The 20,277-nt window shown below is 61.6% G+C and carries 21 protein-coding genes; 9 read left to right on the top strand and 12 right to left on the bottom strand.

The features are described from left to right. Window positions 1–66 precede the first annotated feature (66 nt). The 8 genes from OO25_RS10125 to cobA form a co-directional block, all read right to left on the bottom strand. Window positions 67–720 carry a metal-binding protein ZinT gene (locus OO25_RS10125; protein ID WP_052465651.1) on the bottom strand — a complete coding sequence of 218 codons (654 nt, stop codon included), beginning with the start codon at window positions 718–720 and terminating at the stop codon, window positions 67–69. 291 nt (window positions 721–1,011) lie between these two features. Continuing rightward, window positions 1,012–2,304: an MFS transporter gene (locus tag OO25_RS10120; RefSeq protein ID WP_040180281.1), complete on the bottom strand. Its 1,293-nt coding sequence runs from the start codon at window positions 2,302–2,304 to the stop codon at window positions 1,012–1,014. Between the two features lie 229 nt (window positions 2,305–2,533). Next, a complete protein-coding gene (locus OO25_RS10115; protein ID WP_040170874.1) occupies window positions 2,534–3,412 on the bottom strand; it encodes a ferredoxin--NADP reductase in 879 nt (292 codons plus the stop codon). A gap of 146 nt (window positions 3,413–3,558) precedes the next feature. Then, on the bottom strand, window positions 3,559–3,957 hold the full coding sequence (locus OO25_RS10110) for a DUF934 domain-containing protein (protein ID WP_040170555.1): 399 nt from the start codon (window positions 3,955–3,957) through the stop codon (window positions 3,559–3,561). A 3-nt stretch (window positions 3,958–3,960) separates the two neighbouring features. Next, entirely contained in the window at window positions 3,961–4,740 is a 780-nt protein-coding gene (locus OO25_RS10105) for a phosphoadenylyl-sulfate reductase (protein WP_040179948.1), read from the bottom strand. A gap of 4 nt (window positions 4,741–4,744) precedes the next feature. Next, a complete protein-coding gene (locus tag OO25_RS10100) occupies window positions 4,745–6,409 on the bottom strand; it encodes a nitrite/sulfite reductase (RefSeq protein ID WP_040179946.1) in 1,665 nt (554 codons plus the stop codon). Then, complete coding sequence (locus OO25_RS10095) at window positions 6,402–6,710, bottom strand: DUF2849 domain-containing protein (protein ID WP_040179945.1); 309 nt, start codon at window positions 6,708–6,710, stop codon at window positions 6,402–6,404. The genes OO25_RS10100 and OO25_RS10095 overlap by 8 nt, the downstream gene beginning before the upstream one ends. After that, window positions 6,710–7,543, bottom strand: coding sequence for a uroporphyrinogen-III C-methyltransferase (gene cobA, locus OO25_RS10090; protein ID WP_040179944.1), 834 nt, complete (start codon window positions 7,541–7,543; stop codon window positions 6,710–6,712). The genes OO25_RS10095 and cobA overlap by 1 nt, the downstream gene beginning before the upstream one ends. A gap of 146 nt (window positions 7,544–7,689) precedes the next feature. Here cobA and OO25_RS10085 point away from each other — a divergent pair, with 146 nt between their 5' ends. From OO25_RS10085 to OO25_RS23245, 4 genes are all read left to right on the top strand, one after another. Beyond that, on the top strand, window positions 7,690–8,169 hold the full coding sequence (locus OO25_RS10085) for an Lrp/AsnC family transcriptional regulator (protein WP_024096785.1): 480 nt from the start codon (window positions 7,690–7,692) through the stop codon (window positions 8,167–8,169). Between the two features lie 132 nt (window positions 8,170–8,301). Further along, complete coding sequence (locus tag OO25_RS23250) at window positions 8,302–8,478, top strand: hypothetical protein (RefSeq protein ID WP_242407020.1); 177 nt, start codon at window positions 8,302–8,304, stop codon at window positions 8,476–8,478. A gap of 6 nt (window positions 8,479–8,484) precedes the next feature. Further along, window positions 8,485–8,613 carry a hypothetical protein gene (locus tag OO25_RS23370; protein WP_255352595.1) on the top strand — a complete coding sequence of 43 codons (129 nt, stop codon included), beginning with the start codon at window positions 8,485–8,487 and terminating at the stop codon, window positions 8,611–8,613. Window positions 8,614–8,752: 139 nt separating this feature from the next. Further along, window positions 8,753–9,106 (top strand): hypothetical protein, encoded by a 354-nt coding sequence (locus OO25_RS23245; protein ID WP_242407019.1) that lies wholly within the window; start codon window positions 8,753–8,755, stop codon window positions 9,104–9,106. Window positions 9,107–9,149: 43 nt separating this feature from the next. Here OO25_RS23245 and OO25_RS10075 read toward each other — a convergent pair whose 3' ends face one another. Beyond that, on the bottom strand, window positions 9,150–10,334 hold the full coding sequence (locus tag OO25_RS10075) for a cytochrome P450 (protein WP_040179943.1): 1,185 nt from the start codon (window positions 10,332–10,334) through the stop codon (window positions 9,150–9,152). Between the two features lie 61 nt (window positions 10,335–10,395). Here OO25_RS10075 and OO25_RS10070 point away from each other — a divergent pair, with 61 nt between their 5' ends. From OO25_RS10070 to OO25_RS10050, 5 genes are all read left to right on the top strand, one after another. After that, window positions 10,396–12,186: an ATP-binding protein gene (locus OO25_RS10070; RefSeq protein ID WP_040179942.1), complete on the top strand. Its 1,791-nt coding sequence runs from the start codon at window positions 10,396–10,398 to the stop codon at window positions 12,184–12,186. Continuing rightward, window positions 12,183–13,418 (top strand): sigma-54 dependent transcriptional regulator, encoded by a 1,236-nt coding sequence (locus tag OO25_RS10065; RefSeq protein WP_040179941.1) that lies wholly within the window; start codon window positions 12,183–12,185, stop codon window positions 13,416–13,418. Before OO25_RS10070 ends, OO25_RS10065 begins: the two co-directional genes overlap by 4 nt. Window positions 13,419–14,119: 701 nt before the next feature. Then, window positions 14,120–15,121, top strand: a complete 1,002-nt coding sequence (locus OO25_RS10060; RefSeq protein ID WP_040170567.1) for a DctP family TRAP transporter solute-binding subunit — start codon at window positions 14,120–14,122, stop codon at window positions 15,119–15,121. A gap of 108 nt (window positions 15,122–15,229) precedes the next feature. Continuing rightward, entirely contained in the window at window positions 15,230–15,907 is a 678-nt protein-coding gene (locus OO25_RS10055; RefSeq protein WP_040170569.1) for a TRAP transporter small permease, read from the top strand. Then, window positions 15,907–17,310 carry a TRAP transporter large permease gene (locus OO25_RS10050; protein WP_040170571.1) on the top strand — a complete coding sequence of 468 codons (1,404 nt, stop codon included), beginning with the start codon at window positions 15,907–15,909 and terminating at the stop codon, window positions 17,308–17,310. The genes OO25_RS10055 and OO25_RS10050 overlap by 1 nt, the downstream gene beginning before the upstream one ends. A gap of 203 nt (window positions 17,311–17,513) precedes the next feature. Here the strand turns inward: OO25_RS10050 and tpiA are convergent, their stop codons facing one another. From tpiA to OO25_RS10035, 3 genes are all read right to left on the bottom strand, one after another. Then, on the bottom strand, window positions 17,514–18,266 hold the full coding sequence (tpiA, locus tag OO25_RS10045) for a triose-phosphate isomerase (protein ID WP_040179940.1): 753 nt from the start codon (window positions 18,264–18,266) through the stop codon (window positions 17,514–17,516). Between the two features lie 263 nt (window positions 18,267–18,529). Then, entirely contained in the window at window positions 18,530–18,889 is a 360-nt protein-coding gene (locus OO25_RS10040; RefSeq protein WP_040179939.1) for an iron-sulfur cluster assembly accessory protein, read from the bottom strand. Between the two features lie 69 nt (window positions 18,890–18,958). Continuing rightward, entirely contained in the window at window positions 18,959–20,218 is a 1,260-nt protein-coding gene (locus OO25_RS10035; RefSeq protein WP_082035323.1) for a glycerophosphodiester phosphodiesterase family protein, read from the bottom strand. Window positions 20,219–20,277: the final 59 nt, after the last annotated feature.

Raw genomic sequence — 20,277 nt, 5'->3', positions numbered from 1 at the left:
ATCAGACACCAAGGCCCCCGTCAGAGAGTCACGGGGGCCTTTCTTATGCGCCGACAGCGCTGGCGTTTAGTGGGCCATCATTCCGGCGGCAATCTCCGCACCGCTCAAGTCAGCATGGAAATAGGTCGGCCAGTTGGTCACCTCAGTCAGCAGTTCCGCGCGATCATCGCCCCAATATAGGTGATAGTGATCGACTTTGGTTGGCACGATTTCATGGTCGCTGAACTGAATGAACTGAGGTGCTGCCGCGTCTCCGCCTGACTTTTCAAAGATAAAGCGGACCCCCTGATTGCCTGATGCGTAGGTCAGGATTTCATATCCGTCGTTGGTGTACTGGCCCTGCACAGGCTTGCCATCGCGGAAGAATGTGACGCTGGAGCCGTCAATCAAAATGCGCTCCACATCCGTTTTATAGCCAGCCTCATAATACGCGCGATAGTCTTCGGCGGACTTCTTCCCGCTCTCTGCTTTATGCGCCATCACCGGATCCAGAGTGCCGTCCTGCAGAAACGGATAGACCGATTGCCAGTCAGCCTCCCAGTCAGAGAGGTCACGGGGTTGGATCTCTGCTTCGTTGATCAGGACAGGCTCTTTGGCCTGATGGCTGTGATTGTGGGTCGAGGTGGAGCTGGTCGCGGTTTGGGCCGGGGCCTGCGTGGACAGGGCAACCAGCGCGGCCACGGCAAGGAGGTCAGGTCGTTTGAAGATTGTACGTAGCATTTTCGTCTCCAGCGGTTTTTGAATGAGTAAGTGTAATGTTACAACATAACAATTGTCGTTTAAGCTGAACGTCGATGGTTGGCAAGGCCCACGGAGGTGTCAGAGCGCGGCATGGCATGATCGGCACTCTATCGCCTACCGCAGCGTCGTTTCCGCCGCGCAGCACAAACCTCGCGCCGAGGACCGGAAAGGAAAAATGGGAATCCGCATGTTTCGCTTGTCAGCGGGGGAGAGTTACCGGCGCGGGCTGTTAAGGCTGTCACCTGTTTGGCGCTGCCCGCTGCACAGACGTCAGCTCTCCGCCGCCGCCGTCAGTCGCTTGGCCAGCAGCAAACTCAGCACCGTCGCTATCAGCAGGAACACGGCGCTGACACCCCATGCAACAGGCGTGGAATAGACATCGGCCACGGCTCCGGCCAGCACCAGTCCCAATGCCGCCCCCAGTTGCTGTATGAGAGATCGCAAGGACAGCATTGTTGATCTCTGCCGATCGTCCACGCAGCGATGCAGGATGCTACTTGCAGGCGTCTCGCTTGCTCCAAGAAGGATAGAGTACAAAAGGAAGACACCGACAAATCCCACGATATTGCCCTGCATCGCCAAGGCCAGCTGAACACCGGCAAGACAGGAAAAAAGCGCCGCAAGCGTGACCGCATGACGACGCCTGAAGACACGGCTGATATAGGGTGACAGCGCCGCGCCAAACGCGATGGCAAAAAAGTAACCCGCCGTCAGGGTGCCAATGGCGGTGTTGGCGTAGCGCTCGTCCAGCATGGGCTTTGCGTAGGTCGGCCAGATCACCTCAACCGGATTGGTCGCCATCAGGAACAAGGCCAGTGCTGCCAGAAGCATGGAAAGTGTCGGATGCCTCAAGGCAAGCGCGCCCGCCTGTGCGATCACGGACGGGACGCTGGTGAACCCTTGTCTCAACGCGCTGGCATTCAACGGGCGTGGCTCTTCGGTGATGGCAAACATCGTGTAGATCAACACTGCGATCATCACGGCAAAGCTTGCCACATAGGACACATCATAGATGCTGATCCCATAGCTCAGCGCGGTCATGCCAAATACGTCCGGGAGCAAGCCTCCCAAAATTGCACCGAAGGCGAGGCCCATGGCATTAGCCCACTGCGCCTTTGCAAGAGCGGGCTGGACATCCACATTTGGCGCCGCGGTCCTGAATGTCTCAACAAACCAGGCATCAAGCGTGCCTGACCGCAGGGCACGCCCGAACCCGATGCAGGCGAAGGAGAGAGCCAGGACAGTAAAGTCACTCGATGACAGAAACAGCACGAGCGAAATCAGACTGGCGATGACCGCTGCCAGAAAGACCGGTTTGCGACCAATGGTGTCGGCCAGACCGCCAAACGGCAATTCCATCGCCATCGTCGTCAGCGAGTAGACCCCGAAGAGCAGCGAAATCTGCAACAGATCCATGCCCCGGTCCGTCAGCGCAAGCGCGACGACGGCCACTGTCAGACCCATGGCAAACCGGTCCAGAAACTGGTGGATCTGAAACACCCGGATGTGCCGTTGTGCGGTGCCCGTCAAGGTTTTGAAAGAGAACTCAATTTCCGTTGCCATGGCGCTACCATGTGCCATTGGCTGTCTCTGCGCAATAGCGTGACCGCAGGAGGGGCGATTGGAACAGGCATGAAACCGGTCAGTCACGCGGCTGCGGCGAAGGGAGGCGTCGTTCCGTACTGCGGCCAGGACAGGTCATGACGCCTGATCCAGTCGGTCCAAATAAAAAGCCCCCATCAGAATATGACGGGGGCTTTTTGTCACTTGAAGAGCATAGGCCGACCTGGGATCAGTCCAGAAACGCCTTTTCCACCACGAAATGCGCGGGCTTGGAATTGGCGCCTTCTTCCAGACCATAGGTGTTCTCAAACAGGTCCTTCAGCTCCAGATTGAACGCGAGGTTGCCGCAGATCATCGCGCGGTCGCTTTCGGGGTTCAGCGGCGGCACGCCAAGATCGGCAAACGCCTCGCCGGAGCGCATCAGATCGGTGATGCGGCCCATCTTGGCGCTCTCTTCGCGGGTGGTGGTCGGGTAGTATTTGATCTTCTTCCAGAAGCCTTCGCCGATCACCTCGTTCAAGAGTTCGTCGTCCTTCAGGCTCTCGATCAGCTCACGACCATAGGTCAGCTCACCGGCTTCGCGGCAGGTGTGGGTGATGATCACCTCGTCGAATTTCTCATAGGTTTCCGGCTCGCGCAGCAGGCTCGCAAAGGGCGCAAAGCCGGTGCCGGTGGCAAAAAACCAGATGCGTTTGCCGGGGACCAGCGCGTCATGCACCAGCGTGCCAACGGGCTTCGGGCGCAGGATGATCTCGTCGCCGGGCTGGATGTGCTGCAGGCGCGAGGTCAGCGGGCCATCCTCGACCTTGATCGAATAAAACTCCATTTCCTCATCCCAACTGGGCGAGGCGATGGAATAGGCACGCAAGAGCGGCTTCACCTTGCCGGTCTTGGGGTCGGGATCGTTCATCAGACCGATCATCACAAACTCGCCTGAGCGGAAGCGCAGGGAGGCAGGCCGCGTGCAGCGGAAGGAAAACAGCCGGTCGGTCCAGTGCTTGACCTCGGTCACGGTCTGGGCGTCGGGCAGGGCGGGCACGGCCTTGGCCGGTTTCGGGTCGGTTGCAGTGTCGGTCACAGCTTCGGTCACGGGTGTCATCTCGTTCATCGGATCCATTACCGGAGGAATATCCGGCACCTCTGATTAATCTTTGATACAGGTCAGGAAAACCCCTGTTTTCAGAAACCGGCTCCGCGCGGGGCGCAACGGAACCGGGTCTGGGGGGGGATTCCAGAGAAGCGGAGAGGGCTGGCTTAGCGTGCGGCGGTGCCACGCAGGCGGGCTTGGTAATCATGCGCCTGCCAATTGGCACGGGCAAGCCATTGCTCCTGCGGCTGACGCGCGGCGAGATCCTCGCTGATCTCCACCTCATCAAAGCCGGAGCGGCGCGCCATCGCATATTGATCCGCCAGCACATGGCCATAGGCCCGCAAGCGCCCAGTGTAGCCCGCCAGCCGCAGGCGCCGCGCCAGGGTAAAGCCCCGGCCATCGGCAAAGCTGGGGAAATGAATACGGATCATCTCCAGCCCCGGCAATTGGTTGGACAGGGCCGCCGGATCGGCATCCGGCTGCATCTCAATGGCGGTGTCGCTGTCAAAGCCCGCCGTCCAGCTGTCGGGGCCAAAGCCCGCATCGGTCACAATCACACTCATCTGTCAGGCTCCTGTGCGAATGAATTTGCCATCCACCACGTGGATGCCGCATTCTTCCTTGTCTTGGTTGCGCCAGCGCCCGGCCCGCGGATCTTCGCCTTCCTTGACGGGCGAGGTGCATGGGGCGCAGCCGATTGAGGGGTAGCCCTTGGCCACCAGCGGGTGACGGGGCAATCTGTTTTCATCCATATAGGCGCGCACATCCTGCGGCGCCCAATGGGCCAGCGGGTTGATCTTCAGCCGACCGGTGGGGCCAGTGGCGGTCTCTTCCACCTCGAAGAAGTCCAGGGCCGCGCGGGATCCCGCCTGAAACCGCTTGCGCCCGGTGATCCAGCCATCAAACCCCGCCAGCGCTTTTTGCAGCGGCGCGGTCTTGCGCAGGGCGCAGCAGGCGTTGGTATCCGAGAAGCGCAGCGCGCCATAGGGGTCTTTCTCGGCGATGTCGGCGGCGCGGATCACCTGCACATTGCGCAAGCCCAGCCGCTCGCTCACCTCCTGCTGATAGACCAGCGTTTCGGTGAACAACAACTCGGTGTCGACAAAGACCACTGGCGTCATCGGATCAATCACCGCCGCCATATGCAGCAGCACAACGGATTCCGCGCCAAAGCTGGAGACCAGCGCGATATGGCCCGCATCCTTGAGTGCGCCCTCCATCACGGAGGTGGCAGAGTGGTGGCGGAAGCGCGCATTGAGCGCATCCACCTGTGTTGCCAGTGCCTCAAGATGGGCACTGCTCGGGCCTTGGCGTGTGTCAGTCGGTAGTGCCGCTGCATTGACCATGGTGCTAAGCAACCTTTTTCTGGGCCTCGGGGTAAAGCGCGGCCTTGAACGGATCCATGCCGACGCGACGATAGGTCTGGAGGAAGGTTTCCTCGGCGCTGTCGCGCAGAGAGAGATAGGCGGTGATCAGGCGTTCCACCGCAGGCACGATTTCATCATAGGCAAAGCCGGGTCCGGTACGGGTGCCAATCGCGGCGGTCTCAGTCGCGTCGCCGCCCAAGGTGATCTGGTAGTTTTCCACCCCAGCCCGGTCGAGGCCAAGAATGCCGATGTGACCGACGTGGTGGTGCCCACAGGCGTTGATGCAGCCCGAGATTTTGATCTGCAGATGGCCCACGTCATGTTCCAGCTTCAGCTCATCAAAACGGCTGGCGATTTCCTGCGCCACTGGGATCGACCGGGCGGTGGCCAGCGCGCAGTAATCCATGCCGGGGCAGGCGATGATATCGGAGATCAATCCGACATTGGCGGTGGCCAGCCCGTGCTCTTTCAGCTTGGCATGCAGCGCAGGCAGGTCCGATTTATGGACATGCGGCAGGATCACGTTCTGCTCATGGCTGATGCGCAGCTCGTTATAGCCGAATTCTTCAGCCAGGTCCGCCATCCCGCGCATCTGCGCGGCGGTGGCATCGCCCGGCGTCTGGCCATGCGCCTTGATCGAGATGGTGACGATGGCGTGGTTGTCATCCCGGTGCGCGGCCAGATTGGTATCGGCCCAGGAACGGAACACCGGATCCGCATCGTAAGTGGTCAGATAGGTCTCCACATTGCCACCGCGCAGCTTGGGCGGGGTGAAATACGCCTTGATCTCCTCCAAGAGCTGCTGATCGGTGCCGTCAAAGGCTTTGCGGCGCTCTTCAAAGCGCTCTTCAACCATCTCGCGGATGGTGTCGATGCCGTTTTCCAACACCGTGATCTTGATGCGGGCCTTGTATTTGTTGTCGCGCCGACCCAGCAGGTTATAGACCGCCAGAACCGACTCCAGATAGGGCAGAAGATCGGCCTGCGGGAGGTAATCGCGGATCACCTTACCGATGAGCGGCGTGCGGCCAAGGCCACCGCCCACGATTACCTCAAACCCGGCCACACCGTCGCGCTCAACCATGCGCAGGCCGATGTCATGGGCCTTGGTCACGGCGCGGTCGGTGGAGCTGCCGGTGATGGCAATCTTGAATTTGCGGCCCAGGAACTGGAACTCCGGGTGATCGGTGGACCACTGGCGGATCAGCTCGGCATAGGGGCGGGGGTCGGTCAGCTCATCCTTGGCGGCGGCGGCAAAATGATCCGAGGTCACATTGCGGATGGTGTTGCCGGAGGTCTGGATCGCGTGCAGACCAACCTCAGCCAGCGCGTCCAGCATATCAGGCACGTCGCGCAGCTTGGGCCAGTTGTACTGGATGTTCTGACGGGTGGTGAAATGGCCATAGCCCTTGTCCCACTTCTCCGCCAGCAGCGCCAGGGTGCGCATCTGGTCAGAGTTCAGCGTGCCATAGGGGATCGCCACCCGCAGCATATAGGCGTGCAGCTGCAGATAGAGACCGTTCATCAGGCGCAGCGGCTTGAACTCATCCTCGGTGAGAGAGCCGTCAATGCGGCGCTCGACCTGGGCACGGAACTGGGCGTTGCGTTCGGCCAGAAAGGCGGTGTCGAAGTCGTTGTACTTATACATTTGCTGCGGCCTCCTGTTTGCCGTGGCGATAGTTGGATGGGCCGGTGCGGCGGAAGTCTTCGCGGAAATGCGTCGGCTCGGGGCCGTTGTCGCCGGATTTCGCATCGGTGAGGTAGATGCCGACCACCCGCAGGGCGTCTTTCTCCGCTTCCAGAAGGCGCAGCTGCGCCTCGGCCTCATCCTCGATCAGCTCAGCCTCCCGCAGCTCACGGCTCCAGCTGTTGGTGTCGGTGAAATAGATCACGTCACCCTCAAGCAGGTCGTTGGCGGTGATGATTTTCGGGGTAAAGGGACGGGGCATCAGGCAAGCTCCAGTTTCAAATCTGTCAGGGCCTGGGCGCTGGCGCGCGGGGCAAGGCCAAGGAATGTCAGCGCCGGGCCGGTCAGTTCGGCGGCGGCAAGATCGGTGGGCAGACGCTCCAGCGTGGTTTCAATCACCCGCTGATTGGCGAGTGAGGCGTTTTCAACAATGGTCATCGGTGTGGCGCGATCAGCGCCGTGCATGATCAGGCGGCCCTGCACGAAACGCGCGGATTTCTTGCCCATGTAGATGGCGGCCACCTCACCCGGACGGGCCAGCGCAGCCCAGTCGTGATCGGCAAAGCCCTTCATGTCGTGGCCGGTCAGAAACCGCACCGAGGCGTTGCGCCCGCGCTGTGTCAGGCTCTGGCCGATGGAGGCGACGGCAGCTGAGGCCGCAGTAATACCCGGCAGGATCTGATAGGCGATCCCGGCCTCCTCGCAGGCGGTGAGTTCCTCGTCGAGACGGCCATAGACGGTGGGGTCGCCGGATTTCAGGCGCAGGACTTTTTTGCCCATACGGGCATGGGCCACCATGCGGGCGCAGATCTCTTCCTGGCTGACCTGTGGGCCAAAGCCCTCCTTGCCGACGTCTTCCAGCTGGGCCTGCGGGCCCGCCAGTGCCATGATCTCATCGCTGACCAGCCGGTCAAAGAGGATCACATCCGCCTGCAACAATGCGCGCGCCACCTTCAGGGTCAGCAGCTCAGGGTCCCCGGGGCCGGAGCCTGCAAAGGCAACCTCACCCGCCACCAGCGCGGCGGCGACAGATCCGCAGGCACCGGTCTGCATCGGCAGCGGCGCGCGGGGGGCAAGGGTGTCTGGACCGGTCATCTGGGGCCTCATCTGGTTTGTTTGACTTACCCTTAGATATAGGAAATATTCCCCCTTATCCGCTATATGGCGCGGCAAATAAGGAAGAATGTTCCAGCTGACGGCAGATGCAGGCGGGTTGATCCCCAAACAAGGAGAAAACAGGGATGACAGTGCGGATCGACGGCACGGACCGGAAAATTCTGGCGGAGCTGCAACGCGATGCAGGCCAGTCGCTGGACGAAATCGCCCGCCGTGTGGGCAGTTCCAAGACCCCGGTCTGGAATCGCATTCGCAAGCTGCGCGAGGGAGGTGTCATTGGCCGACAAACCATGGTGCTGGATGCTGAGGCGCTGGGGTTTGAGGCCTGTTTCTTTGTGCTGATCCGCACCTCGGCCCATGAGGCGGAGTGGCAGGCCAAGTTTCTGAAGGCGCTGCAGGATCGCCCGGAGGTGCAGGAGGCGCATCGGCTGGCGGGGGATATCGACTATATCCTCAAGGTGCGGGTGAAGAACGCGCGGGCCTATGACAATTTCTATCAGGCGCTGATTTCTGAGGTGCGGGTGCATAATGTGACAGCCCTGCTGTCGATGGAGGAGATCAAATCCACCACCCTGCTGCCGCTTGAGGCCATCGCAGAGGACTAGGCGCGCGGTGGTCTGGTGCTGCCAAAGGAAAGGGGGCGCTGCCCCCTTTTTCGTGACCTGTCCCTGCGGCACAGGTCACATCCCCCGGAGTATTTTGGGAAAGGTGACGGGGCGGGCTGCTTGGGCTCGTGAATGCCTTTGCCGTATGAGCGGTTTGGACAATCCGAGGGGCCGCGCCCGGTCGTGGCGCGCCTGATGTTTCTGCTGCTGTTGTTCTGCGGCACGATCTGCACTGTCATGATTGTTTCTTTCATGAGCTATTTCTTGGTTGAGGGGCTGGGGCATCAACCTTGGGTTATCAGTGGTTAGGCAGCGATGGCGATCAGCCTGACCTTGGTGGCCAACCGGCAGTTTGCCCGCCGCATTGATGCGGGCGCGCGGGTGTTTCCGCTGGTCGGACTGGCGGCGGCGGGGTCTTCTGCCTCTCCACTGCGCGTTCGCTGACGTGTTCCGCCTTGCCGGTGTTCTATGTGCAGGAGATCGGCTTGTCTGGTTCCGCGTCCGGATTTGCCGTCAGCGTGACGACATTTGTTGAGGTCGTTGCCATCTTCCCAGCCCCGTGGGTGATTGCCCGCATTGGCAGGTGACGGGCACTTCTGGCGTTATGGGCCTTGCTATTGTGACGATCCAGCTGCTGGCGATGGTGCAGAGCTTTGGCCAGACGCTGGCGGCAGCGGCGTTGGAGGGGCTGTACCACCGGTTCTATGCAAGCCTCGGCATCAGCTATGTGCAGTCCTTTGCCAAGGCGGAGCCGACGCGGGCGACCGCGCTGTATTGGAATACGCTGATGGTGAGCGGGGTCATGGCCGGGCCTGCTTTGGGGCTGATCGCGCAGGCCTATGATTTTCAGACGGTAATCCGCAGCGCGTCGGTGATGGCCGTGGTGGCTGGGGCTGTGCTGATGGCCGGGCGTCCCCCAAGACACCAGCCTGTCTAAGCCATGGTTGGCGGCGGGCCTGGGTGGCCCGCCGCAGGGGGCCTTAGACCGTGACCATGAGACGGGTCAGCCCGTGGAAATGGTAGGTGTTGTTGTATTCCGGCGCGGCGGCCAGTTTCAGGTCCGGGCAGCGTTCAAACAGGATCGGCAGCGCGATCTGCATTTCCATCCGCGCCAGCGGCGCGCCGACGCAGAAATGCAGCCCCGCGCCAAAGGAGGTGTTCACTTTGGCTGGGCGCGTGGGATCAAAGCGTTCGGGATCCTCCAGCATTTCGGGGTCGCGGTTGGCAGCGGCCAGCAGCAGTGCCACCTCATCGCCGCGCTGGAAGGTATGTCCGAACAGCTCGACTTCCTCGTAGGCGTAGCGGGTGAACATGTGCAGCGGCGGGTCGTAGCGCAGGATTTCCTCCACCAGACCTTCGATGCCGTCAGGGGCAAGCCAGCTTTGGTCCCAGCCCTGTTGCAGCATGGTTTTCACGCCATTGCCCAGCGAATGCACCGTGGCCTCATGGCCGGCATTGAGCAACAGGATACAGGTGCCGATCAGCTCATCGGTGGAGAGGCTCTCGCCGTCTTCCTCGGCCTGAATGAGGCGGGTGATCAGATCCTCACCCGGGGTTTTGCGGCGCTCGTCCACATAGGTTGTCAGGAAATCGATGAAGTCCTGGCTGGCGCGGGCGGCGGCATGTTCTGTCTCGACCGTTTTGGAGGCCTGATACATCGCCACCATCTTGTGCGACCAGTCCAAGAGTTGCGGCGCCATCGCGGTGGGCACGCCCAAGAGGCGACAAATCGCGATCACCGGCACCTGCGTGCAATAGGTGGTCAGGAGGTCAAAGGGCGCATCCCTGGGAAAGGCGTCGATCAGCTCATGGCAGAGCGTTTCTAGCCCTGGCGCCAGCGCCTTGATCTCGCGGCTGGTGAAGGCGCGCAACACAAGCCGGCGCAGGCGGGTGTGGCGGGGCGGTTCGGCGTCCAGTAGCGAATGCGCCTCAACCTGCAGGAAAGGGGCCAGATGGGCCGGGCTTTCTCGCGCCATCTCCGGCGGAATTTCGCGGCCAAAACGGCGGTCGCGCAGCAGGGTATGCACAGCGGGGTGCGAAAAGGCCGCAACCATATTGTAGTCCTGCCAATGATGCAGATGTCCCATCGCGCGGGCCTCGGCATAAAATCCGTAGGGCGATTGGACAAAATCGGGATCGGTGGGGGATTGGGTCAATGTCTTCATCCGCGCAGCTTTTGCCAAGGCGGCTGGTCAATGCAAGGGGGGCTTTGCTACTGTGCGGCCAATGACGCAATTTCACGCACATCGGTGGATCATTCTGGCGCTTCTTCTGGGGGCGGTGGCCGCTGTTGCGGGCGGTGTGTACCGGTTGGGCTACCGCCAAGCACTTGATTCGCTTGCCGAACGCAGCGCAGCGGATCTTGCGCTGGCCTCGGACCGGGTGACAACGCAGTTGCAGGTCTATCAGGAGCTGGCGGTTTTGATGGCCGATCACCCGACGCTGAAGCGTTTGGACCGGGCAGAGGCGCGGGTGGCGGCGCAGGGGCTGTTGCGCGAGGTGGCCGACAAGACAGCGGCGCTGGATGTGTTCTTTGTCGACCGGGCGGGCCGGGTGGTGGTCGCCGCTGAGGGGGTGATGGGGCGCGATGTGACCCAGAGCAGCTATTTCCACCGGGCGATGCAGGGGGCGCTGGGCACTGGCTACGGGGTGCTGCAACCGGATGGGCGGCGCGCCTATATCTATGCGGCACCGAACTTCGATGTGGATGGTCGGGTGCGGGGTGCCTTGGTGGTGGTCGCCGATGTCGAGGATGTCGAGCAGACCTGGCGCGGGTCGCTGCCCGCGGTGTTTTTCACCAATCGCGGCGGCGAGGTGTTCATTGCCAACCGGCGGGAATTGTTGTTCTGGCAGCGCAGCGCCGAAGGACCGGGGCTGTCGCCGCCGGATGGGCGGCAGGTGGCGCTTCGGGCCTGGATGGAGGGTCCGCATGAGATCTGGGATCTGCGCTGGTCGCCCTATTTGCCGGAGCGGGCGTTGCATCAGGCGGTAAACCTGCCGCAGATCGGCATGGTGGGCGAAATTCTGGTCGATGTGGCTCCGGCCCAGCGGCTGGCGGGGCTGCAGGCGGCGGCGATGGCGGCGATTGTGCTGGCGCTTGGGGCGATGCTGGCCCTGGCGCTTGAACGCCGGCGCACGCTGGCGGAGGCGAATACGGTGCTGGAAAGCCGGGTCGCGGCACGTACGCGGGCCTTGTCGGCCACCAATATGCGGCTCACCCGCGAGGTGCAGGAACGCCAAGAGGCCGAGGCGGCGCTGAAGCGCGCGCAGCAGGATCTGGTGCAGGCGGGCAAATTGTCGGCGTTGGGGCAGATGTCGGCGGGGATCAGTCATGAGCTGAACCAGCCCTTGATGGCGATCCAGCAATATGCCGAAAACGGCGAGGCCTTTGTGGCGCGCGGCAAGCCGGAGCGGGCGGGGGAGAACCTTGGCCGGATTTCGCAGATGGCGGGGCGGATGGCGCGGATCATCAAGAACCTGCGCGCCTTTGCCCGTAACGAGAGCGAGCCGATGGGGCGGGTGGATCTGGGGCAGGTGATTGCCTCCGCGATTGAGCTGACCGAACCCCGCCTGCGGCAGGATCGGGTCGATCTAATCTGGCAGCCACCTGCGGAGCCGGTCTTTGCCTGGGGCGGCGAGGTGCGCCTGTCGCAGGTGTTTGTGAACCTGATCAACAATGCCGCAGATGCAATGCTGGAGCAGGAGCAGCGCGAGATACGGATTGCGATTGAGACACGCGAGGGTGAGGGAGGCGCGCGGCTTGCGGTGAGTGTGCGCGACATCGGCCCCGGCCTGAAGGAGCCGGAAAAGATCTTTGACCCTTTCTACTCGACCAAGGCGGTGGGCAGTTCCGAGGGTATGGGGCTGGGGCTGTCGATCTCCTACGGGTTGGTGCAAAGCTTTGGTGGCCATATCCGCGGTGTCAACACCGGTGATGGCGCAGAGTTCACGGTGGAACTGGACCGCTGGCGGGCGCAGGGCGGCACAGACAGGCAGCAACAGGATGAGGTGGCATGACCAATCGGGTTTTGGTGGTGGATGATGATGCCGCAGTGCGGGCCGCATTGGGCCAGACGCTGGAGCTGGCGGAGTGTGATGCCATCACGGTGGGGTCCTTTGTGGCGGCCAAGGATCTGATCACGCCTGATTTTGACGGGGTGATCCTATCGGATATGCGGATGCCGGGACGCGACGGGTTTCATCTGCTGCGCTATGTGCGCGAGGTGGACGCTGATCTGCCGGTGATCCTGCTGACCGGCGAGGGGGATATCCCGATGGCGGTGCAGGCAATGGCCGAAGGGGCGTTTGATTTCCTTGAGAAACCCTGCGCCAGCGTGGATCTGATGGCGGTGGTGCGCCGGGCGCTGAAGACGCGGGCGCTGGTGCGGGAAAACCGGGCGCTGAAGTCGCGACTGGAAAGCGGTGACCCGGCGGCGCGGATGATATTTGGCACTTCACCGCAGATGGAGGAGCTGCGTGCGCGGGCGCGTGCTGTGGCCGCAACCGGGGCCGAGGTGCTGGTGACCGGCGCGCCGGGGGGCGGGATTTCCAAGGTGGCGGAGGTCATCCACCTGATGTCACCGCGCGGGCAAGGCCCGTTTGTGAAACGCCCGGCGGCGGGGCTCAGCCCGGATGGGTTTGCGGATCTGTGCCGCGCAGCGGCGGGTGGCTCACTGTATCTGGATGAAATCGCCGCCCTGCCAAGTGAGACGCAATATGCCATGTTGGAAGCGCTGGAACAGGAGCAGGCGCTGGAGGCGCGGGTTCTGGTCGGCTCAGTCGCGGATCTGGCAGAGGCGGCGGCAGAGGGGCGGTTTCTGGCCGATCTTTTCTACCGGCTTGACGTGATGCGGGTGCGCATTCCGGCGCTGTCCGAACGGCCCGAGGATATTCCCGTGCTGTTCAGCCACTATGTCGCCCAGGCCGCAGAGCAGGCGGGCATTGCGGCGCCGGACATTCCGCAGGACCATCTTGCGGCGCTGATGGCGCAGGATTGGCCCGGCAATGCGCGCTCGCTGATGTCTGCGGCGATGCGGTTTGTGCTGGGGATGCCGGAGGAGGCCGCGCAATCCGCGGAGCTGGGACTGGCGGAGCAGTTGGCGCAGGTGGAGCGGTCCCTGCTTATTGCAGCACTGGGGCGGCAGAACGGCAATGCCTCTGCCGCGGCCAAAGCCCTGAAGCTGCCGCGCAAGACGTTTTATGACAAGCTGGCGCGTTATGGCATCCGGCCCGAAGATTATCGCCGCTGAGGGCGGTCTGATGCCTGTTGTGGTCCGCGTCTTAGGGGAGGGCGCGGGGGAGTAAGGTGGCGGCGCCGCCGGGCGCCCCGCAAGGGGGCAGGGCGGAGGGGGATGGGCACCGGATGTCAGCCGGCCCCATGTTCGTCGACCTTTTCGTCAACTTCGGTCATTTGAACGCTCGACCTGCGGAGGATATCCGAGAGCGGGCCGATCTCCTGCCGGGGCATATGCCAGATGCCCCGGATGGGTGGGCTGCGTGTCAGGCGGCCCGAGTGTCGCGACATGCCCAATCTGGCAGATCCGGGTTAAGCGAACGCGAGATCACCGTGCGCCGCCTGTGCAACGGCCCAGGTCGGTGTCGATGTCGATGTCGGTGTCTGTATCGGCGTCGGGGCCGGTCGCGGGCGGCGGGATGTGAGTATTTGAAGAAAGGTGACGGGGGTTGATTCCGCCTGAGGAACTGTCAGGCGCTAACAGGGTGTGCGGATTTCCGCACAGGCCAACGATCACCCTGTGCGGAAAATCGCACATAAAATCTGACACACCAGCATATAAGGTGAATGTCACTGTGTAATAATTTGTTTTTTAACGATAAATGATACCTATTTTTAATGGGTAACAAAGGCTTGAGCAAGGCCAATTTGCCCGTGATGCTGCATCTGGGGTCTTCGCCTGGGCGGAGGCTATGGAGAAATTCCGGGAGGAAAGACATGAAATTCGTAACTGCTGCTGCCACCGCTGTGGCGCTGACCATGAGTGCAGGGACCGCAATGGCGGCCTGCGATGACGGTGAGATTGTCGTCAAGTTCAGCCATGTGACCAACACCGACAAGCATCCCAAGGGGATTGCGGCCTCGTTGCTGGAAAAGCGCATCAATGAAGAGATGAACGGCACCATGTGTCTGGAGGTCTATCCGAACTCCACGCTGTATAATGACAACAAGGTGCTGGAAGCGATGCTGCAGGGTGACGTGCAGCTGGCTGCGCCTTCTCTGTCGAAATTTGAGAAGTTCACCAAGCAATTCCGCCTGTTCGATCTGCCGTTCATGTTCAAGAACATTGATGCGGTCGATGCCTTCCAAGGGTCCGAGAACGGTCAGGCGATGCTGGATTCCATGCAGCGCCGTGGTCTGCAGGGGCTGGCCTACTGGCACAATGGCATGAAGCAGATGTCAGCCAACAAGCCGCTGATCAACCCGTCCGATGCCAATGGTCTGAAATTCCGTGTGCAGTCCTCGGACGTGCTGGTGGCGCAGATGGAAGCGATCGGCGGCAGCCCGCAGAAAATGGCCTTCTCCGAAGTTTATGGCGCGCTGCAGCAGGGCGTTGTGGACGGGCAGGAAAACACCTGGTCCAACATCTACGGCAAGAAGTTCTTTGAAGTGCAGGACGGTGTCACTGAGACCAACCACGGCGCGCTGGACTATCTGGTGGTGACCTCGGTGGATTGGCTCGACAGCCTGGATCCGGCGGTGCGTGAACAGTTCCTGACCATCCTGGGTGAGGTCACTGCGACGCGGAACTCGGAATCCACCAAGGTGAATGGCGAAGCCCGTCAGGCGATCATCGATGCCGGTGGCGTTGTGCGCGAACTGACGCCTGAGCAGCGTGCGGCCTGGGTTGAGGCGATGAAGCCGGTCTGGGAGCAGTTCGCAGGCGACGTGGGTCAGGACATGATCGACGCAGCCCAGGCGATCAACGCGGGCATGTAAGGGCTGCGGCCTGAAGATCAGGGGCAGGCGCGACGACGCGCCGCCCCAATTTGCACGGTGCGCCATACGCGCCGGTATCCCATTATCCAAACATCGAGGGAGAGCGATATGGCGGGGGCAAAACCTGGCCCGACCGGGCTTATCAATACACTCGAAGAGACGCTGATTGCGTTGCTGCTGGGGCTGATGACCCTGATCACATTTGCCAATGTGGTGGCGCGATTTGTGTTTAATTCCAACATTCTATGGGCGCTGGAGCTGACGGTGTTCCTGTTTGCCTGGCTGGTGCTGCTGGGCGCATCTTATGCGGTGAAGGTCCACGCCCATCTGGGGGTGGATGCGATCCTCAATATGGTGTCGCCGGGCGCGCGCCGGGTGATCGGGCTGATCTCGGTCGGCTGCTGTCTGGTGTTCTCGCTGCTGCTGCTGAAGGGCGCCTATGACTATTGGGCGGTCTTTGCCGATCTGCCGCCGACCTCCGGGCGCTGGTTTCCCACCGGTTTCGACATGAAGGCGCGGAGCCAGAGTTTCTACGAGGTGCAGGATGTGCCGATGGTGGCGCTCTTTGGGTTCTTGGAAGATTTGATCAACTACGGCGATTCCTATGAGAAACTGCCCAAGGTGGTGCCCTATGTGGTGCTGCCGCTGTCGATGCTGCTGATGGTGCTGCGGTTTGTGCAGGCGGGTCTGCAAATTCTGCGCGGTGATGTGGACCGGCTGGTGGCCAGCCACGAGGTCGAAGATGAAATCGCCGAAGTGCAGGCGCAGCGCGGGGAGCACGACTGATGGATGTCGTCCTATTGTTTTCCATGGTCATTGGGCTGTTGCTGATCGGGGTTCCGATTGCGGTGGCACTTGGCCTCAGCTCGACATTGTTCCTGCTAATCTATTCCGACAGCTCGCTGGCCTCGGTTGCGGGCACGCTGTTTGAAGCCTTCGAGGGGCATTTCACCCTGCTGGCGATCCCCTTCTTCATTCTGGCCTCCAGCTTCATGACGACGGGCGGTGTGGCACGGCGGATCATCCGCTTTTCCATCGCTTGTGTCGGTCATCTGCCGGGTGGTCTGGCGATTGCCGGCGTTTTTGCCTGTATGTTGTTTGCGGCCCTGTCCGGGTCTTCCCCGGCCACCGTGGTTGCCATTGGCTCCATCGTGATCGCGGGGATGCGGCAGGTGGGCTACTCCAAGGAGTTTGCCGCTGGTGTGATCTGTAACGCAGGCACGCTGGGCATCCTGATCCCGCCGTCCATCGTGATGGTGGTCTATGCCGCGGCGGTTGAGGTTTCCGTCGGGCGGATGTTCCTTGCAGGCGTTATTCCCGGCCTGATGGCGGGTCTGATGCTGATGGTCACCATTTATGTGATGGCCAAGGTCAAGAACCTGCCCAAGGGCGAATGGCTGGGCTGGGGTGAGGTTGCCGCCTCGGCTGGCAATGCCTCGGTTGGTCTGCTGCTGATCGGCATCATTCTGGGGGGCATCTATGGCGGGATTTTCACCCCGACAGAGGCGGCGGCGGTGGCGTCGGTCTATGCCTTCTTTGTGGCGACCTTTGTCTACCGTGATATGGGGCCGTTGAAATCTGCGCCCAAACCCAAGGATATGGGGCAATTCCTGTCCATGCTGCCCAAGATGCTGGGACAGACGGTGGTTTACTTTATCCCATCCTTCTTTCACGCCGATACGCGCCACGCGCTGTTTGAAGCGGGCAAGCTGACCGTGACGCTCTTGTTCGTGATCGCCAATGCGCTGATCCTGAAACATGTGCTGACCGATGAGCAGGTGCCGCAGCAGATCGCCACGGCGATGCTGTCGGCGGGCTTTGGCCCCGTGATGTTCCTGATCGTGGTCAATGTGATCCTGCTGATCGGGGGACAGTTTATGGAGCCGTCGGGGTTGTTGGTGATCGTGGCGCCGCTGGTGTTCCCGATTGCCATCGAACTGGGCATCGACCCGATCCACCTGGGCATCATCATGGTGGTGAACATGGAAATCGGCATGATCACCCCGCCGGTTGGTCTGAACCTCTTTGTGACCTCCGGGGTTGCGGGAATGCCGATGATGGCGGTGGTGCGGGCTGCGTTGCCGTTCCTCGCGGTGCTCTTCGTGTTCCTGATCATGATCACCTATATTCCGTGGATCTCAACCGTGCTGCCGAATGCGGTGATGGGGCCGGAGATCATAACCAAATAGCGTGGTGCACGCCCCTCAGAATATGAAAAGGCCCGGGCGCAAGTCCCGGGCCTTTTTCTGTCTGGCGTTAAGTCAGGGGCTTTGCCCCTCTGCGCTGGCGCGCAGTCACCCCAGAGTATTTTTTGAAAGGTGACGGCGGGCGCAAAGGGGGTCTGTCATCTTTCCCCAAATACTCCCGCCGGAGGCTGCGCCGTGAGGCGCATTTATGCGCTGGCGTCGAGGGCCGCGACGATGGGGGCAAAATCAGCCGCCTTCAGGCTGGCGCCACCAACCAGCGCGCCATCGACATGGGCCACAGCGAAAATTTCCTTGGCGTTGCTGGCCTTCACCGAGCCGCCATAGAGCAGCCGGATGGCGTTTGCGGTCTCGCCGCCGAAGCGTTTGACCAGGCTGGCGCGCAGGTCGTTGTGGACTTCGGCGATCTGTTCGACTGTGGGCACCTTGCCGGTGCCGATGGCCCAGACCGGTTCATAGGCGACCACCACGGTTGTGCCGCTGGTGTCATCGGGGAGGGAGCCTGCAAGTTGCGCCCGGACCACATCAAGTGTTTTGCCCGCCTCGCGATCCTCAAGGGTTTCACCCACACAGATGATCGCCGTCAGCCCCGCAGCGATGGCGGTTTTGGCCTTCGCGCGGACCGTTTCATCGCTCTCGCCATGGTCGGCCCGGCGTTCGGAATGGCCGAGGATCACGGCGGTGGCGCCCGCATCATGCAGCATTTCGGCGCTCAGATCGCCAGTATGGGCGCCATAGGTGGCGCTGTGGCAATCCTGGGCACCAATGTCCACCTTGCTGTCGACGCAGACATTGGCCGCGCGGTAGAGCAGGGTTGCAGGCGGGCAGATCAGCACCTCGGCCTTGGCGGATTTACAGCTATAGGCAAGATTGCCCAGCTCGGTCAGCGCACTTGCGGTGCCGTTCATTTTCCAATTGCCTGCGGCCAGTTTCCGACGCATCTGCGTATCTCCCTCAATCGTCTGGTGCTGCCTGCGGTCACCTTTTGGCGCGCGGCAGCTTGCTGCTGGGACTGTCCTAACATTGTTCGGAATAGGGAACAATTCGCCTGTTCACCGAATGACAGCGGTCGTCACATGTTGAACAATACCGAAGTGCGCCGATAACCGGGCGCAAAAAAAGAGGCAGATGGCTGCCTCTTTTCTGCTGTGGTCTGCGCCACTGGTTGCAATCTCGGCGAGATGACGGGGCGCTGTGTTGCGGATCAGCCTGCGGGCATATCCTTGAAGCTGATCGATTCTCCGCAGCCGCAGGCCTCGGAGACATTGGGGTTGTTGAACTTGAACCCGGCCTCCAGCAGCGAGACCTCATAATCGATCTCGGTGCCGAAAAGGAACATCTGCGCCATCGGTGCGATCAGCACCCGGGCACCATCCTGTTCAACCACTTCGTCGTTGGGATCGGGCTGATCGACATATTCCATGGTATATTCCATGCCGGCGCAGCCGCCCTTCTTCACGCCGATGCGCAGGCCGGAATGGCCGCCCTCGTCCATCAGCTTGGCAATCTGGGCCGCTGCCTTATCGGTGATGGTCACCGCTTGTTTGCCGGGAATGCCGAACATGTCTGTCTCCACTATCGCGCGTTACCCCTTAATCTAGGGGGGGCGCGGCGCAGGCTCAAGGGGCTGCGGTCACAGCCCCATGCAATTGGCGTAATAGGTCACGGTTGCGGGCCAGTCGGAGAACACCCCGACAACCCCCACATCCTGCGCCAGCACGTCAAGCACCTGATAAGTGGCGGCATCCGATTGCACCGCAGCTGCGACCGATTGGAAATACCAGCCACCGCCGTTTTTCAGCGGGCCGGAGCGTTCCAGGGTCCAGGTGATGATATTGAGATCGGCGGCACGCGCGGCCTTGGCATAGGGAGAGGGGACCATGCGGCCATCTTCCAGTGTCAGCAGCATCCAGATCGGCGGCGCGATATAGTTGAGTCCCATCTCCTTCAACTCCTGCATGGAGGGGCGGAAGGTCGTGGGATCCATCGGATCGACCTGGCCTTCATCCTCGTCATGGCGGGCAAAGCGATCATCAAGGTAGACGGCCTGACGGCCAAATTCGGGCGTCTGGGTGAGCCAGTATTTGATATCGCTGAGGTCGAAGCTTTGTACCCAGACATCGTTGGCGGGGATCCCGGCGCTGACATAAGCGTCGATCAGTTTCTGCGCATAAGCCTCCTGCGTCATCCCGTTGAAGGGCATAGCGACGGTTGGGGCCTTCAACTCGGGGGTGAATTTTGCGCCGAGGTTGCGGAACAACGCGATGCTGTCGGCATGGCTGAGCAGCGTTGTGCCGTCCTGATGCAGGCTGCTGCGCCAGGGGGCGAGGCCGCCCTGAAAGGCGGCGGCACTGGTGGCGGTGGGGTCACGGCTGTCCATTTTTGGGTGCAACGTCATCAGCTCTGCCAGCGTCAGATCGCTGGTGCGGCATTCGGCGTTTGCGGGGGTATCGGCGGTGGCCGGTGTAAAGGGCTGGGTGCAGCGGTCGGCTAGGTCGCTGGTGAGGATATCGGTGGTGGTGTGCAGATCGTTCTGCGAGTGGCGGCAGACCAGCTCCAGATCGCTGGTGAAGGTCACATCGCATTCCATCATCCCGGCGCCCATGGTAGCGGCGGCTCGATTGCCCTCAGCCGTATGTTCGGGAAACATCAGCGGCGCGCCCCGGTGGGCGATGGAAAAATCGCTGCGCTGAGGTGCCTGCCCGGCACAGGATTGCAGTTTTGTCTTCAGCGCGCCGTCGGGCAGGGCATCCACCAGATAGGCCGGGCGCGGACCGTAGCTGAGTGCGATGGTGTCCGCAGCCGAGGTGTCCGCGGCGGCGGCGCTGGCACATAGGGACGCGGCAAGAGCCAGGGAGATCAGACGCGCGCAGAAGGGGGAAATGCGGGACAATAGGGAAACTCCAAATCATTTGGGGGCGCTCTTGGGGTGTGTTGCGACAGTATTCCGTG

Origin of the sequence: Phaeobacter sp. S60 (assembly GCF_000826845.1) — a bacterium.
Classification (GTDB): Bacteria; Pseudomonadota; Alphaproteobacteria; order Rhodobacterales; family Rhodobacteraceae; genus Phaeobacter; species Phaeobacter piscinae.
This window is presented reverse-complemented; position numbering and strand designations above follow the sequence as displayed.

Bases quoted from the DNA above. Each gene is read 5' to 3' on its own strand.
- cobA (WP_040179944.1), bottom strand. From the start codon at position 7,543: ATGACCGGTCCAGACACCCTTGCCCCCCGCGCGCCGCTGCCGATGCAG.
- OO25_RS10040 (WP_040179939.1), bottom strand. From the start codon at position 18,889: ATGTTCGGCATTCCCGGCAAACAAGCGGTGACCATCACCGATAAGGCA.
- OO25_RS10115 (WP_040170874.1), bottom strand. From the start codon at position 3,412: ATGAACGAGATGACACCCGTGACCGAAGCTGTGACCGACACTGCAACC.
- tpiA (WP_040179940.1), bottom strand. From the start codon at position 18,266: ATGCGTCGGAAACTGGCCGCAGGCAATTGGAAAATGAACGGCACCGCA.
- OO25_RS10060 (WP_040170567.1), top strand. From the start codon at position 14,120: ATGAAATTCGTAACTGCTGCTGCCACCGCTGTGGCGCTGACCATGAGT.
- OO25_RS23370 (WP_255352595.1), top strand. From the start codon at position 8,485: ATGGCGATCAGCCTGACCTTGGTGGCCAACCGGCAGTTTGCCCGCCGC.
- OO25_RS10055 (WP_040170569.1), top strand. From the start codon at position 15,230: ATGGCGGGGGCAAAACCTGGCCCGACCGGGCTTATCAATACACTCGAA.
- OO25_RS10070 (WP_040179942.1), top strand. From the start codon at position 10,396: ATGACGCAATTTCACGCACATCGGTGGATCATTCTGGCGCTTCTTCTG.
- OO25_RS10105 (WP_040179948.1), bottom strand. From the start codon at position 4,740: ATGGTCAATGCAGCGGCACTACCGACTGACACACGCCAAGGCCCGAGC.
- OO25_RS10125 (WP_052465651.1), bottom strand. From the start codon at position 720: ATGCTACGTACAATCTTCAAACGACCTGACCTCCTTGCCGTGGCCGCG.
- OO25_RS10100 (WP_040179946.1), bottom strand. From the start codon at position 6,409: ATGTATAAGTACAACGACTTCGACACCGCCTTTCTGGCCGAACGCAAC.
- OO25_RS23250 (WP_242407020.1), top strand. From the start codon at position 8,302: ATGCCTTTGCCGTATGAGCGGTTTGGACAATCCGAGGGGCCGCGCCCG.
- OO25_RS10085 (WP_024096785.1), top strand. From the start codon at position 7,690: ATGACAGTGCGGATCGACGGCACGGACCGGAAAATTCTGGCGGAGCTG.
- OO25_RS10075 (WP_040179943.1), bottom strand. From the start codon at position 10,334: ATGAAGACATTGACCCAATCCCCCACCGATCCCGATTTTGTCCAATCG.
- OO25_RS10110 (WP_040170555.1), bottom strand. From the start codon at position 3,957: ATGAGTGTGATTGTGACCGATGCGGGCTTTGGCCCCGACAGCTGGACG.
- OO25_RS10095 (WP_040179945.1), bottom strand. From the start codon at position 6,710: ATGCCCCGTCCCTTTACCCCGAAAATCATCACCGCCAACGACCTGCTT.
- OO25_RS10120 (WP_040180281.1), bottom strand. From the start codon at position 2,304: ATGGCAACGGAAATTGAGTTCTCTTTCAAAACCTTGACGGGCACCGCA.
- OO25_RS10065 (WP_040179941.1), top strand. From the start codon at position 12,183: ATGACCAATCGGGTTTTGGTGGTGGATGATGATGCCGCAGTGCGGGCC.
- OO25_RS10050 (WP_040170571.1), top strand. From the start codon at position 15,907: ATGGATGTCGTCCTATTGTTTTCCATGGTCATTGGGCTGTTGCTGATC.